Origin of the sequence: Paenibacillus sp. S28, assembly GCF_016624415.1 — a bacterium.
In the GTDB taxonomy this organism is placed as follows: domain Bacteria; phylum Bacillota; class Bacilli; order Paenibacillales; family Paenibacillaceae; genus Paenibacillus_AQ; species Paenibacillus_AQ favisporus.
In genome coordinates this window covers 13,288-26,566 of sequence record NZ_JACVTM010000008.1, presented here as the reverse complement: position 1 = coordinate 26,566, position 13,279 = coordinate 13,288, and the positions used below count along the sequence as shown (strand labels likewise).

Here is a 13,279-nt window from a genome sequence, read left to right as displayed (position 1 = left end):
CTCAACCAAACGTCCCCGTGTTTTCAGCAACGTCCGGTTTGGATGGAGCCCTCCTGAAGATCGTGAGCTTACAGGATGGCCTGAAGCTCGGAAGGCGCAAGCTCAACCTGCGGATCAAAGTCTTCGGATCGTACATATTCGATCAGGCTGTGCAGGAACTGCTTGCCCTCCGGCGTACCAATCACCGCTTCCGTATTCAGCGGACAGACGAGGAGCCTGCCGGCGCCGACCCGGCACTCGAACAAGAGGCCCAGCTTATGGTTGCGCTCAAAATTGTCAATCGTCTGAACGATCGGCGACAATGCTTGGGACAGTTCGTCCAGAATGAGCGGACGTGAGTGGGTCGCGATGCTCCACCAAGGATACGTCGAATGCGACACGCTTGGAAAATGCCGCAGTGCCGGATGCAAGTGATCGATCAGCAGTCCCATCGTACCGACAGGCACAGGCTTGTTCATGCTCTCCGATATCGACCGGAACATCGGATAACACCAGAAATCCGTGCAGTACGTACCGTCTACGGCGGATTCCAGCCGGGCCGGGTCAGGCGTAAGCAGCAGAGACTCTCCCTGCGCAAGACGCGCCAGGACACCTGGGTCCAGTGCGGTTACCCATTGCTCGGCAGATTCATCGACAGTCACTCCAGACGGGTAGAGCCAGAGCGGGTAGGTTTTACGGATATCCGTCCCGGTGATGGCGAGTGACAAGGTGACCTGTGTCATTCCCGCAGGTTCAGGAACCACAAAGGAGATATCCCCGAAATCGACGTAGTTGTCGTCTTTTGATACTTCTGCAGCCAGCGTTCCTTCGGCCAGTATCGTCCCGCCTTCCGCAACGTTCCAGACCACCTCAGCCGCGTTTAGCGGTATGCCGCGGAAATAAGCCAGTTCGACGTGCGCATCGAAACGCTCGCCGGCTGTAAAATGATATTTGTCAAAACGCGCCAGCAGCACGGCGTCGGAGCAGAACGTCCGCCACTCCTCCGGAGCCACCAAGCCCTTGCTGTCCATAAAAGCATCCAGCACACCCACAAGCGCCGTCCCTTGGCCGCTGAAATCCTGGAGATCCAACAGCTGGAACCCTGCCAGCCGTCGGGACCGGAAAGCAGCTTCCAGCTCCTCCTTATAGCAGTCTACCGCCAGCTGCCCCGAGTTCCAAAAGTATGCTTCCGCCAAATGGCCAAGCCCCTTATCTTCGAGCCGTTTCCGGAACGTTTCGAAATTGCGGGCTTTGAGGGGACCCGTGTATTTTTCGATCTCGCCAAAATTCGGGAAGGTGGCATACTGTCCGATCTCGTGCGAAACGACCGGAATGCGGGGGATCAATTGTTCTTCTACGGCTGACGCCTGCACGGTCTTCGTACCTGTTCCGTACTGGATCTGGATGCTGTTCCCGGTCCCTTCCTCCGGTCCTTTACCGATGACGGACGGCTGGATCTGCTCGTCATAATCTTTGCGGGTGCTTGGCATGTCCGTCTGCACGTGGCCCTGCGGCGCGTCACACATGGCGTAGGATCCGCGGAAGAGACGATCCCGCGAGAATCGGACGCCGCAGAAAAAATCCTCCTCCGGGAGAATGTCCGGCACGAACTGGAAGTTGTTCGATCCTTGCGTATACAAGGGGCGGTCATCGAACGCTTTGTAAGCGGCAAGGATTTCACTGAGGCGCGCCTTGCTCCCCCACAGCTCGTTCCCGAGCGACATCATGACAAAAGACGGATGATTGCCGAAGCTCTCCAGCATGGAGAACCCTTCCTGGATCAGGTATTCCTGTTCGGCGGCGTTATGATTCGGATCGGATTCGTCGGTGACGGTTCCCCAGAACGGCAGCTCCGGCTCCATATAGATCCCCAGCAGATCGGCCGCGGTAAAAGCGGCTTCCGGCGGACAGCAGGTATGGAAGCGATAATGGTTGATGCCGTACGATTTGGCAATGGTAAGCACCCGCAGCCATTCGTCAACGGTTGTCGGCGCATAGGCTGTCAACGGGAAAATGAGGCCGTCATGCTTCCCGCGCAAAAAGGTCCGGACCCCGTTAATGGTAAACTTATCGCCATCAGCCTGGAATGCCCGCAGTCCGAATACGATTTCGGTCACGTCCAGCAGCGTTCCTTCCTCGTCCTCCAGACGAAGGTTCAGCTTGTACAGGTAGGGATCGAACTCGCTCCACAGTCTGGCGTCTTCACCGAGCGGGTATGTGATAACGACCTCGCGATCATCGGAAAGGCTGAACGATTGCGCCTCCGGCCGATGCTCGTAATCGCCGTTGAATCCGGATGCTGACACGACCAGCTTGTCTGCGGAAATGCCCACGCGGCACGCCTTGACGGTGACCGAGCGGCTTGCTGTATCCGGATAGACCTGGACATTTTGCAGGTAACGCTGGCCCGTAAATTGCAGCTCGATCCGTCCGGTGATGCCGTTCCAGTTCGTCTGCGTATCCGGGGATGTAAGATGGCCGCCTTTGGTCGGATAGTTCGTGTTGTCGACGCGAATGAGCATCGTATGCGTTCCTGCCGTCAGTCCTCCGGAGATCTCGTACACATGGGGGGTGCTCAGACTGTTACGGCTGCCCAATTCCTCACCGTCGATCCAAACGGTTGTCACACGCGTACGCTCCAGGTAAAGGAGGCAGGGTAACCCCGTGAGTGATGCGTCCACTTCAAACGTCCGTGAAAACCAGGCATAGCCTTCAAAACGATACTCATCCGTCAGCGAGCCGATCTCTGCGGCTTCGTTCCGCTCCCCTTTTCGGGCATGGGATGTCGTGCCCGGGAGCTCCATCGTATCGGTGAACGGCGTTTGCAATCCGGACTTCTCCCCATCCAGTTGGAGTTCCCAAATTCCGGCTAGATTTAATGTAGTAAGCAAATGATAACCTCCTTGAGATCGTTACGCTGCATGCAGCGCATACATAGTCATAGAAACAGAAGCTGTATAAGTTGAAAATTTGAAATGAACGATAGGAGCAAGTACGTAAAATGTCCCTACGATAGGTCAACTTATATCGTTATATGTAAAACAGACTCTCGTTTTTTTGCTCATGCCGAGCTACGAAAACGTATTCTGAAAAATTGAATAAAGTATACCCCTAGACCTTGACGAAGGTCAATCGGCTTCTCAGATACAGTACAAAAAAGCCTGAACTCCAAATGGAGTCAGGCTTCGGCATTGCGGGTCATGTGTTCCGCACTTTGGCTGCTTTGAACGTTTCAATCAGGCTGGTAAAGCTGTTCCCGGCATATCCTTGGTCCATTCCCCGCCTGAAAATCTGGAGAACGGCAGCCGGTAAAGCAGCATCAATCCCCGCATCTTCTGCTGTATGCACGACATGCTGGACGCTCGCCACACCCATGGCCAGTCTGTCCACATCGCCGGGATGCAGCCCCTCGTCAAGGCGAGGCGTATAGAACGCGATGAAGCCCGGCAGCGACGACAGGGTCGCTGAAGCATACGGCAGAAGCTGTTCCGCTGAAATGCCATTTGCGTCAGCCAGCGCAAGCGCATGTAAATAGCTGAGCATGGATGTCCAGAACATGTCCATTTGGATCTGGTAATACACCATGGAAAGTCCGGGATCCTCTCCCCTGTAATCGGTGCCGGTCAACACCTCCAGCGTCTCCTTATAAGCCTCAAACGCCTCCCTTGGCCCGCTGTAATACGTGTAGGATCCGGATTGGCCGATCCCTGAAGGAGGAACCTGCACGCCACCAGTGACGAGACGGGCGCCGCGGTCCGCTAGCCACTCCGCCGCCTTACGGGCGTTCGCCGGCGTGTCCGAGCTCAGGTTGACGATCGTTTTGCCTGCTAAGCGCTCTATGGCCGGTTCGAAAATAGTGTACATGACGTCGTAATCGGTGAGGCTAAGTATCGTAAGCTCATTCGCATCCAAAGCTTCGCCAACCGTCTCGGCCTGGACGGCACCTTGCTGGACAAGCTCTTCCACCTTGCCGAGGGTCCGGTTCCACAAGGTCACGGCATAGCCGCGGTCAAGCAGTACGCGCGCCATCGCCTGTCCCATCGGGCCGAGTCCGATGAGGGTGATTGATTTGGAATGGCCGGCCGCATACGAATCGCCAGCTTGACGGTTGTCATTTGGAAAACCTGTATTCATAGGTAAAGCTCCCTTCATCACGAGATTAAGCCCATCATAAAGGTTTACACTAGTGTCAATGTCAACATAAAAAAACCGGAGCATGCTTCCGGCGCTCCAGTGCTGTCTTGGCTATACGACGTTCTTTTTCCCGTTGGTGAAGGCGATTTGCCTTTCCAGTAATGTCTTCAGCCCGTGCAAGGCTTCGATCTGCTCATTTACCTGCTGCAGCTTTCCCTCATACGTGGCCAGCATCTCCTCGCAATATTCATAACCGTCAGGATCGGCCACTTCCGTTCTGAATAACGCTTTGATCTCTTCAACCGTCAATCCCAGTTTCAAGTACAGCTGGATCGCCTTGACCCGCCCGACGGCCGATTCAGGGAAATCCCGGTAATCGTTATTTAGTCTGTCGGCGATTAGAAGACCTTTATTTTCGTAATGACGGATCGAGCGGGCACTGACATGGGTTAATTGCGACAATTCGCTGATTTTCACTCCGGGTCGCCCCTTTCCTAGTCATCTTATCTTCATTATACAGTCAGGATGGTTACAGCCACAATCCATTGTCCCCGCCCGCTTACTCTCTGTTCCGGCCGCTTTACGCTCTTGGCGTTATTTATCTGTGCAGGAATACTTTGGATAACCTTGGTTCACAATAAGATGCGACTTTACGCTCAGAACGGAGGCTTCTTATGGATAACGTTATGCTGGCACGGTCACTGTTCGGATCGTCCATGGCGTTTCATATCATCTTTGCGACACTCGGGGTAGGCATCCCCTTCATGATCGTCATCGCGGAAATTTTGTACCAGGTGAAAAAGGACAAGGACTACGCCACGCTCGCCAAACGCTGGACCAAAGGCCTCGCCATTCTCCTTGGCGTCGCCATTCCGTCGGGAACCCTGGTCGGCGTGATGCTGTCCCTCTTGTGGCCCGGCTTTATGGAAATCGTCGGCCAAGTGATCGCGCTTCCCTTCCAGATTGAGATCTGGGCATTTTTCCTCGAGGCGCTGTTCATGTCCATCTATGTCTACGCGGCGGATCGGCTTCCGCCAACCCTGCGGATTCTGAGTGTCATCTTTGTTGCGATCGGATCCAGCATGTCCGCTGTGCTCATTACCGACGCCCACGCCTGGATGAATACGCCCAGCGGCTTCCGGATGGAAAATGGCCGGGTGTTTGACGTCCATCCATGGGCGGCCGTGTTCAACCCGAGCCTGCCGACGACGGCCATGCATGTCCTGCTCTCGGCCTATATGACCGGCGCGTTTGCGGTCGCTTCGGTTGCCGCCTATAAGCTGCTGAAGCGCGGATCGTCGGAACGCGAGCGGTCCTATCACCAGAAGAGCCTGTTCCTTGGACTGCTCATCGGCGGGATCATTTCGCTCATGACGGCGCTGAGCGGCCACGAAACCGCGCAAATGCTGCATGAGCATCAACCCGAGAAGCTGGCGGCGGCCGAGGGACTCTTTGAGACCCAAGCCTATGCTCCGCTCGCGATCGGCGGTGTCACTGATAAAGAAACCCGCAGTATTAAAGGCGCCATCGAAATTCCGTGGGCGCTCAGCTTTCTGGCGGGCAACCGGTTCGACACGGTGGTGAAGGGTCTGAACGATTTTCCGGAGGATCAGTGGCCTCCGCTGATCATTCATACGCTGTTCAACGTCATGGTCGGGATCGGCACGCTGCTGATCCTCGCATCGGCCTTTACGGTCGGTCTGCGGCTGCTGACCAAGCGTCCCTATCCGAGGTGGCTGCTGTCCGCCCTGCTGCTGGCCGGCCCGCTGTCCATGATCGGCATTGAAACGGGCTGGGTGTTCAGCTGTACGGGGCGTCAGCCGTGGACGATCTACCATATGCAGACGACGGCGTCGGCCGCGACGAAGGCGCAGCATCTCGGCTCGCTGTTTGTCCTTTTCCTTGGCCTGTATGTTTTTCTGCTCATCGTCACGGCCGTGGTGATGTACTACTATTTCAAACGGCATCCGGTCACCTTCGACGGGGTGGAGGGCGTAAACGGAGAGGGGAGAAGCCTATGAGCGACACGCAGCTTGCGATCACCATTCTCTGGTGCTTTATTTTCATCTATTCCATCGCCGGTTCCATCGACTTCGGCGCCGGTTTCTGGTCCATGGTGTTCAGCAGACGGAATCCGCATGCGGCCGACATCGCCAATCGCTTCCTGTCCCCTTCCTGGGAAGTCACCAACGTCTTCCTCGTCCTGCTCGTGGTCGCGCTGGTCGGCTTTTTCCCCCGGGCCGCTTATGTCCTGGGCACGCTCCTGCTCGTGCCAGTGAGCCTGGTGCTCGTCCTGCTGCTGTTTCGGAGCGCGTTCATCGTCTATTCGTACTCTGTCCAGAAGCATGAACTGGCGCTTCGGATCGTGTCCGGCGTCACCGGACTGCTGATCCCAGGTCTGCTCGTCAGCGTACTGCCGATTTCGCTCGGCGGATTTATTCACATGAGCCAGGGGTTTCCCCAGCTGGAGTTCGGGAAGCTGCTGACCAGCGCCACGCTGTACGCCCACGTCGGCTTCGGCATTCTGACCGAGCTGTTCCTGTCGGCCTTGTTCCTGTCCGACTACGGCCGGGAAGCCGGCGACGAACAGGTCTCGCAGCACTACCGCTCCATCGCGGTCGTTCTGGGGCCGCTGGCGCTGGCGATGGCCGTCCTGGCGACGTTTACGATGGTTCCGGAAGCCTTATGGATCGTAGCCCGAATGCAGGAGCAGTCGGTGTGGTTCTTGCTGTCGGTCGTCGCTTTTGCCATCGGGTACGGTGCACTGTGGATCCGCCGGAAAAACGGCAGAAAAGGCTGGCTGCGCTTGTCCGTTATCGCCGTGATCCTGCAGTTTGCCCTTGCGAGCTACGCCTACGGGAGAGCGCATATGCCCTACATCGTACACCCCGACCTGACCGTGGAGGCCGGTTTTACGAACCACTCGATGTTCGTGTCGCTGCTCTGGGGCTACGGCTTCGGCACCGTCATTCTGCTGCCGGCGTTTATTTTGTTCTGGTGGTTATTCCTGAAGGACAAGCGGTATTTGCGGACAAAATAATACGACCTGCAGAAGCTGACCGGCGCCCATTGCCGGTCGGCTTCTTTGGCATGGCATACTGCCGAAATATTGCGGCGTTGGAGCATAGGGAAATTGATGACAACTGTCACATCAAAGTCATGACAACCGTGAATACCTGGGGGTTCGGTCCGTTTGATATGATGAATCCAGTGAAGATCATATCCATTCGGAGGAGTTAATATTATGAAAAAACCATCTGGCACCATCCATAGTTCCGCCATACGCGGAACGGCAAGCGGCGTTTTTTTTATGGCCTTATTCGGTACGCTGTGGGCGTATACCGGCATCATGGGATTGCAGGAGTTAGCAGCTCCTTTGTGGTTAGCCGCAGCTGTCGCCATTGGGGTTGTGCTGTTCATCGGAGGTGCCTCGCTGATCCGTGGGTCGCGGAAGATCAAGGATCAAAGCGCAGTAGCTGATGCAAGGCCCGGCAAACGGATCGCCATCCGTTTCAATATCGTCTTTGCGGCAGAGGGTGCCGCAATCGCCATTGCGGTTGCTGTCTGCTATGCCGCCGGCCGCACGGCGTTGATCCCCAGTGTCACCGCTCTGATTGTCGGAATTCACTTTTTTCCGCTGGCCTCTTTGTTCCGGGTCAAGTTTTATCATCTGACCGGGGCGTTACTGTGTCTGCTCGCGCTAGCAACACTGTTGTTCCTGCCTGTGGAGGCCAGCTTTGGCGAGGCTCACATCAATGCGTATATGTCCGTAGTCGGCCTTGGGTCCGCCTTGATTCTGTGGGGCACCGGCACTGTCATATGGTTCATGGGAAAAAGATTGCTGACGATAAGCAAACTGTAACATCTGTCTTTCATTCCGCCACTCGCCGCATTAGAAAACGTCGATCGACGAATCTTCAAGGAAAGCAGGCTGCACTTAGCGGAAGCTTTCCTTGCGATATCGGAAATCAAAATCTCAGATGCACATACTTATCCTTAATCCAGGAACCGGCCAAATGCCGGTTCTTTTGTGTTACCGTCCAGCTTGAAACGTAGATAGTAAATATCGGGCGCAATATGGGCATACATAGAATGTAATCCAAAATAGAAGCCGCTGCGAGGTTAATGATATGCCGGAAATACATTTAGGGCCCGTAACCCTCAAACTAATCGTCGGATTTTTTTTATTGTTCGTGATCGTGAGATTTGCCGGAAGAAAAATCATAAAACAAATTACCCCCTTCACCTTCATCGCCTCCATCGTGTTTGGAGAGCTGCTCGGAAACGCCTTGTATGAACCGAAAGTCGGGTTGTCTTATATCGTCTATTCCATCTGCCTGTGGGGAGTGCTGCTTGTCATTATCGAATACCTGGGGCAAAAATCGCTGTTTTTCCGGGGGATATTTGAGGGCAAGCCTTCTGCATTGATCAAAAACGGCGTCCTGGATCTTCAGGCGCTGAAGAAAAACCGGATGAACATAAACCAGCTGCAAAGCTTGCTCCGCCAGAGCGAAACCTTCTCGATTCGGGAGGTCGCCTTCTGCTATTTGGAGGCCGACGGCTCCCTCAGCATTTTAAAAAAGTCCAAGTATCAGAAAACGACCGGGGAGGACTTAAACCTGCCTGACAAACCGGTATACGTTCCCGTAACGATTATCCGCGACGGGAAGGTGTTATGGGACGAAATCAAGGATCTCGGATTTGACGAATCCTGGTTGAGAGCACAGCTGGAACCGTATCACATAACCGATTATAAAGACGTTCTGATCGCCGAATGGCAGGAAGGGGACGGTATTTACGTCCAGACTTATGACAAAGACGCTAGCGGCAGGTAGGACCTGGGGTTCCATCATTCGATTTGCCAACCTTCGGATCCTGTAGAGGATAGCAGAACGAGGAACTGCATAAAAAGAGCCAGTCGCTGGATATCCTCCAACCACTGGCTCTGCATATCTGCCAAAGTTTCTTGTTCGCTGACAGCTACATTCAATTGTTAATCTAGCTTCGACTTTACGGACAACAACATTCGCTTCGGTCGTCTTACTTCAATAGACCGTATAAGTTTGTCCGGTCTGGGCACCTTCCACACTTTTCCGGAACGCTAAGGCAGCTCTTCTAGCAGGTACAGGCTCAAAGCCCGGGAAATAGGGTCCATAGGTATCCATGGACTCCTCCAGTACATTTGGGCTGACATTGTTGATCCGGATTCCTCTTGGCATTTCAATGGCTGCCGACTGTACGAAGGCTTTGATGGCACCGCCCGCCATCGCTGATGAGATTCCGCCCACAATGGGACTGTCCATAATAATACCGGTAGTCAGGGTAAAGCTTCCTTGATCATTTACATGGTCCAACCCCAGCAGCACAAGGTTGATTTGTCCTTTCAGCTTCCCTAAGACCGCGATTTCATTACGTTCCGGTGTTAATTCCTGCAGCGGACCGAAGTAAGCTTGTCCGGCGGTGCAGATCACCGCATCGACCTTGCCGACAGCATCATACATGGCGATGATGCTATCAGGTACCGACATATCGACGGTGACGTCAGCCCCTTTGCGTCCGGCCGTAATGATCTCATGGCTCTGCTCCAATTCACGGCGAACCGCCGTTCCAAGCGTACCCGTTGCGCCGACGATCAATATTTTCATGTTCGAACCCTCCTGTGCCAGCTATTATTCGGCAATCTGATTGAACAAACACAAGAAATTTTAACACAATAGGAGAATTTCCATCAATGTGGGCTGCACTGATTTGGTTTGGCGTATCTGAATATGCTGCTCCCAAAAATGCCCCTATATTAAAATAAAAAACCCGGATACATCAGAGATACTGACGAATCAGGGATTTAAAATAATCACCAAATCCATTAAAAAATCATCTCGCGGATGCCTGTACGATTCGGAACGTAATTTCCTTCGGCCTCGTAATAGCACCGCCTACGACGGCGGCGTATGCGCCAAGCTCGAGACAGCGGCTGAACATGTCCGGCGTGATGACATCGCCTTCGTTACCCAATCACATTCACGGGCGAGCCTTTCAGGTACGCATCGATCGCCTCGACGATGCCGCGGAAGTAGGCGCGGTAGGTCGCTTCGGTAACGTAACCGATATGCGGCGTGGCCAGCACGTTCGGCATCGTCCGGAGCGGGTCGTCTATAGGCAGCGGCTCCTGCTCGAATACGTCCAAGCCGGCACCCGCGATCTTGCCGCTGCGCAAGGCTTCGATCAAAGCCTCGCGGTCAACGATCGGTGCCCGCGAGGTGTTGATGAGGTAGGCGGACGGACGCATGAGTCCAAGCTCCCGCGCGCCGATCAACCCTCTCGTGCGGTCACTGAGCACGACATGGATGGAGACGAAATCGCTGCTCTCCAGCAGCTCGTCCTTCGACGATGCGAGCTTCACTCCCGCGGCGGCGGCTTTGTCGGCGGTCAAGTTCTGGCTCCAGGCCATAACCTCCATGCCGAACGCCTGCCCGATGCGCGCGACGTTGCTTCCGATATGGCCGAGGCCGAGCAGCCCTAACCGTTTGCCGATCAGGTCTACGCCGATCGTGCTTTGCCAGGCTCCGCCGCTGCGCAGCGCTTCGTTCTCCTGTACCAGCCTTCTTGCGAGCCCGAGAATGAGCGCCCAAGTCAGCTCCGTCGTCCCCTCGCCGCCTCCTCGCGTCCCGCATACAACGACGCCTCGTTCCGCAGCCGCGGCCAGATCGACCGAGGCGTTGCGCATGCCTGTCGTGACCAGCAGCTTCAGGCGCGGCAGACGCCGGAACAGCGATTCCCGGAACGGCGTCCGCTCCCTCATAATGACGACGATCTCGCAATCTTCGATCGCGGCGGCCAGCTCCTCCTCGTCATCGAAATGATGATCGAATACGCGGAGCTCGACGCGCTCCGCGACGGCGGACCAGTCCGTCATCGATAAGGCAACCTGTTGATAATCGTCCAGAATTGCGCATTTCATTATCCGTTATTTCCCCTTCCCGAGCGAATATATGAACCCATCATCGCATACGGCGAAAGGTTTGCCAAGCTCCCGAAATTGTCGGCCGCTGCGACTGATACCTTCAGCCCGGGTTCATACCGTTCGTCCCCGTTAAATATAGACGACGATCTTCGCATCCTCCACTTTGACCTCATAAGTTTCAACGGAAGGGCTTTCTTCCTCGGTATGCCCCTCCTCGATCTCCACCTTATAAGTCTTTACCAGACATTTATGCGGATCAAAGATCGACTTGCCGTTCGTAATGTCAAACTCCCAGCCGTGCCACGGACACCGCAAAATCTCGCCGTCCCTTCCATACAAATACTGTCCCGGCTCGGACGGCAGGGTCATCCCGGTCACCCGGCCCATGCACAGCGGGGCGCCTTGATGCGGACAGGCATTTTTCAGCGCATAATAGCTGCCGTTTACGTTAAACACTCCGACGGAACGTCCTTCGACCATCACGATCTTGTTCTTGCCCGGAGGCAGTTCCGCCGCGGCTCCGATCACATGTCTACCCATCTCTCACGCTTCCTCCCAGCCGAATAGGTTATAGGTTATACAGTTCGCGTGCATTTTCGAAGAAAATCCGCCGGTGCATCTCTTCAGGCAGTCTCGGAAAGGTTTGCGTAGGCGAATCGAAATCCCAGTGCGGATAATCGCTCGCGAACATCAGAATGTGCTTCGCGTCCATCATCTCCAGCATCTGCAGCAGCTCGCGGTCATCATCGGGCCGCTCCAGCGGTTGGGAGGAGAGCCGGACATGATCTCGCAGGTAGTCGCTCGGGCGGCGTTTCATCCACGGAACCTCGTACCGTAGCGCCTTATACTCCGCGTTGAGGCGCCACATCAATCCGGGCAGCCAAGCGACGCCGCCCTCGGTCAAGACGATTTTGAAATTCGGGAAGCGTTCGAACACGCCTTCAGTAAGGAAGCTGACGAGATGGGCCTGAAAGCCCAGGGAAAGACAGGTATGCCATTCGATATAATGCGTGGGGTAACCGGGAGAAGGCTGGATGTTGATACCCATGCCGTCCGTGCCCGGATGGATGGCGAAGGGAAGGCCGTGGCGTTCGCATGCCTCGTAGATAGGGTAATACTGCCGCTGTCCGAAAGGGGCCCGGGCACCCGAATCAGTCATGACTTGGACGAAATGCGGGTGCCCGTCCCATCGCTCGATTTCCCGAGCAGCAGCCTGCGGGTCCTGATGGTTGACCGTAATCGATCCTTTGAACACGCCGTCATGGTTGTACTTGCCGAGCCAAGTGTCGGCCAGCCAATCGTTGAATGCGGCAGCGATCGCGGTTCCGAAATCAGGGTCGGGTTGAAGATTGCAGAAAGCACGCGGCAGCAAAATCGCATACGCATGGCCATATTTGTCGATGAGCTGCTCCCGCAAAAAATCGGGGTTGGAGCCGGTCGGGCCGCCCCCTGGGGGCGTCGCGTCCAGACGCGCGCCGTGAACTGGATTGCCGAAAAAGCCCCGCGTGCTTCCGTGATAGCGGTCTTTCCACGGCTGGGACATGTAAGACCGGATTTCGTCCGTGTTTATGGGGGACGGATGAACGTCGCAATCGATAATGCCGTAGGTCCGGCCGCCCCTCGTTTTCTTCGTTTCGGGTTGTACCTGCTGCTCCATTACTTCCTCAACCTCCTTAACGTAGTAGACTCTTTGCAAGCGCATACAAAAACAAGCGGCAATTCCGCCGGCCTCTTTGCATGACCCTTCCGTGCTGCGGCGTATTCTTCTAAAACCAATTAACGCTGCGTTGTCAGCGGTAATAACGATCCAATTCATTTTATGTGCGCTATTACATCATTTATCCGTTTTTTCGCCATTTCCTGCCTGATGATGTACATTTTTATCATTCCCGGCGTTCTTAATTGCTGCTCGTCATAACCCCTTAGATGAATCAGATTCTTTTTTCTTTATTGAATTGATCTTTCTAATGACAACCGCGGTACAAACGGATATAACGCTTGCTAATTACAAAAGGGCGTAAGCAATCGCCGCATAATAGGTCAGTTCTGCATCCATATCAGAGCTTGTAAGAAGTAAAATAACGATTAATCCTACAACAAATACTGCAGCTCCTATAAGAACATTTTGAACGACTCCTTTCAGATCAGCAACCTCCTCAGAATCTCTGTCTTAAGTTCAGGATCAATATTTCGGCCGTCACCTGG

General features: G+C 54.8%; 11 protein-coding genes and 1 pseudogene. 4 read left to right on the top strand and 8 right to left on the bottom strand.

The features are described 5' to 3' along the window. Positions 1–68 precede the first annotated feature (68 nt). The 3 genes from IAE55_RS19505 to IAE55_RS19495 form a co-directional block, all read right to left on the bottom strand. A complete protein-coding gene (locus IAE55_RS19505) occupies positions 69–2,870 on the bottom strand; it encodes a glycoside hydrolase family 2 TIM barrel-domain containing protein (RefSeq protein WP_234489704.1) in 2,802 nt (933 codons plus the stop codon). A gap of 307 nt (positions 2,871–3,177) precedes the next feature. Beyond that, entirely contained in the window at positions 3,178–4,113 is a 936-nt protein-coding gene (locus IAE55_RS19500; protein WP_200633630.1) for an NAD(P)-dependent oxidoreductase, read from the bottom strand. Between the two features lie 111 nt (positions 4,114–4,224). Continuing rightward, the gene (locus tag IAE55_RS19495) at positions 4,225–4,590 is read right to left on the bottom strand and encodes a MerR family transcriptional regulator (RefSeq protein ID WP_200633629.1); all 366 of its coding nucleotides are present in this window, start codon (positions 4,588–4,590) and stop codon (positions 4,225–4,227) included. 197 nt (positions 4,591–4,787) lie between these two features. Here IAE55_RS19495 and IAE55_RS19490 point away from each other — a divergent pair, with 197 nt between their 5' ends. From IAE55_RS19490 to IAE55_RS19475, 4 genes are all read left to right on the top strand, one after another. Next, on the top strand, positions 4,788–6,134 hold the full coding sequence (locus IAE55_RS19490) for a cytochrome ubiquinol oxidase subunit I (protein ID WP_145022664.1): 1,347 nt from the start codon (positions 4,788–4,790) through the stop codon (positions 6,132–6,134). Further along, positions 6,131–7,153, top strand: coding sequence for a cytochrome d ubiquinol oxidase subunit II (locus IAE55_RS19485; protein WP_200633628.1), 1,023 nt, complete (start codon positions 6,131–6,133; stop codon positions 7,151–7,153). Before IAE55_RS19490 ends, IAE55_RS19485 begins: the two co-directional genes overlap by 4 nt. A gap of 204 nt (positions 7,154–7,357) precedes the next feature. Continuing rightward, the gene (locus tag IAE55_RS19480; protein ID WP_200633627.1) at positions 7,358–7,975 is read left to right on the top strand and encodes a hypothetical protein; all 618 of its coding nucleotides are present in this window, start codon (positions 7,358–7,360) and stop codon (positions 7,973–7,975) included. A 268-nt stretch (positions 7,976–8,243) separates the two neighbouring features. Continuing rightward, positions 8,244–8,948, top strand: coding sequence for a DUF421 domain-containing protein (locus IAE55_RS19475; protein WP_200633626.1), 705 nt, complete (start codon positions 8,244–8,246; stop codon positions 8,946–8,948). A 210-nt stretch (positions 8,949–9,158) separates the two neighbouring features. Here IAE55_RS19475 and IAE55_RS19470 read toward each other — a convergent pair whose 3' ends face one another. The 5 genes and pseudogenes from IAE55_RS19470 to IAE55_RS19450 form a co-directional block, all read right to left on the bottom strand. After that, positions 9,159–9,758 carry a short chain dehydrogenase gene (locus tag IAE55_RS19470; protein ID WP_200633625.1) on the bottom strand — a complete coding sequence of 200 codons (600 nt, stop codon included), beginning with the start codon at positions 9,756–9,758 and terminating at the stop codon, positions 9,159–9,161. 226 nt (positions 9,759–9,984) lie between these two features. Then, positions 9,985–10,116 (bottom strand): annotated as a pseudogene (locus tag IAE55_RS19465) (N-acetylmannosamine-6-phosphate 2-epimerase); the annotation flags it as partial. A 1-nt stretch (position 10,117) separates the two neighbouring features. Beyond that, on the bottom strand, positions 10,118–11,071 hold the full coding sequence (locus IAE55_RS19460; RefSeq protein WP_200633624.1) for a D-2-hydroxyacid dehydrogenase family protein: 954 nt from the start codon (positions 11,069–11,071) through the stop codon (positions 10,118–10,120). Positions 11,072–11,203: 132 nt separating this feature from the next. Then, entirely contained in the window at positions 11,204–11,614 is a 411-nt protein-coding gene (locus tag IAE55_RS19455) for a Rieske (2Fe-2S) protein (RefSeq protein ID WP_105443884.1), read from the bottom strand. 28 nt (positions 11,615–11,642) lie between these two features. After that, the gene (locus tag IAE55_RS19450) at positions 11,643–12,731 is read right to left on the bottom strand and encodes an amidohydrolase family protein (RefSeq protein ID WP_200633623.1); all 1,089 of its coding nucleotides are present in this window, start codon (positions 12,729–12,731) and stop codon (positions 11,643–11,645) included. Positions 12,732–13,279: the final 548 nt, after the last annotated feature.

Coding starts and splice junctions, on each gene's coding strand:
- IAE55_RS19460 (WP_200633624.1), bottom strand. CDS start 11,071: ATGAAATGCGCAATTCTGGACGATTATCAACAGGTTGCCTTATCGATG.
- IAE55_RS19475 (WP_200633626.1), top strand. CDS start 8,244: ATGCCGGAAATACATTTAGGGCCCGTAACCCTCAAACTAATCGTCGGA.
- IAE55_RS19455 (WP_105443884.1), bottom strand. CDS start 11,614: ATGGGTAGACATGTGATCGGAGCCGCGGCGGAACTGCCTCCGGGCAAG.
- IAE55_RS19490 (WP_145022664.1), top strand. CDS start 4,788: ATGGATAACGTTATGCTGGCACGGTCACTGTTCGGATCGTCCATGGCG.
- IAE55_RS19485 (WP_200633628.1), top strand. CDS start 6,131: ATGAGCGACACGCAGCTTGCGATCACCATTCTCTGGTGCTTTATTTTC.
- IAE55_RS19470 (WP_200633625.1), bottom strand. CDS start 9,758: ATGAAAATATTGATCGTCGGCGCAACGGGTACGCTTGGAACGGCGGTT.
- IAE55_RS19450 (WP_200633623.1), bottom strand. CDS start 12,731: ATGGAGCAGCAGGTACAACCCGAAACGAAGAAAACGAGGGGCGGCCGG.
- IAE55_RS19480 (WP_200633627.1), top strand. CDS start 7,358: ATGAAAAAACCATCTGGCACCATCCATAGTTCCGCCATACGCGGAACG.
- IAE55_RS19500 (WP_200633630.1), bottom strand. CDS start 4,113: ATGAATACAGGTTTTCCAAATGACAACCGTCAAGCTGGCGATTCGTAT.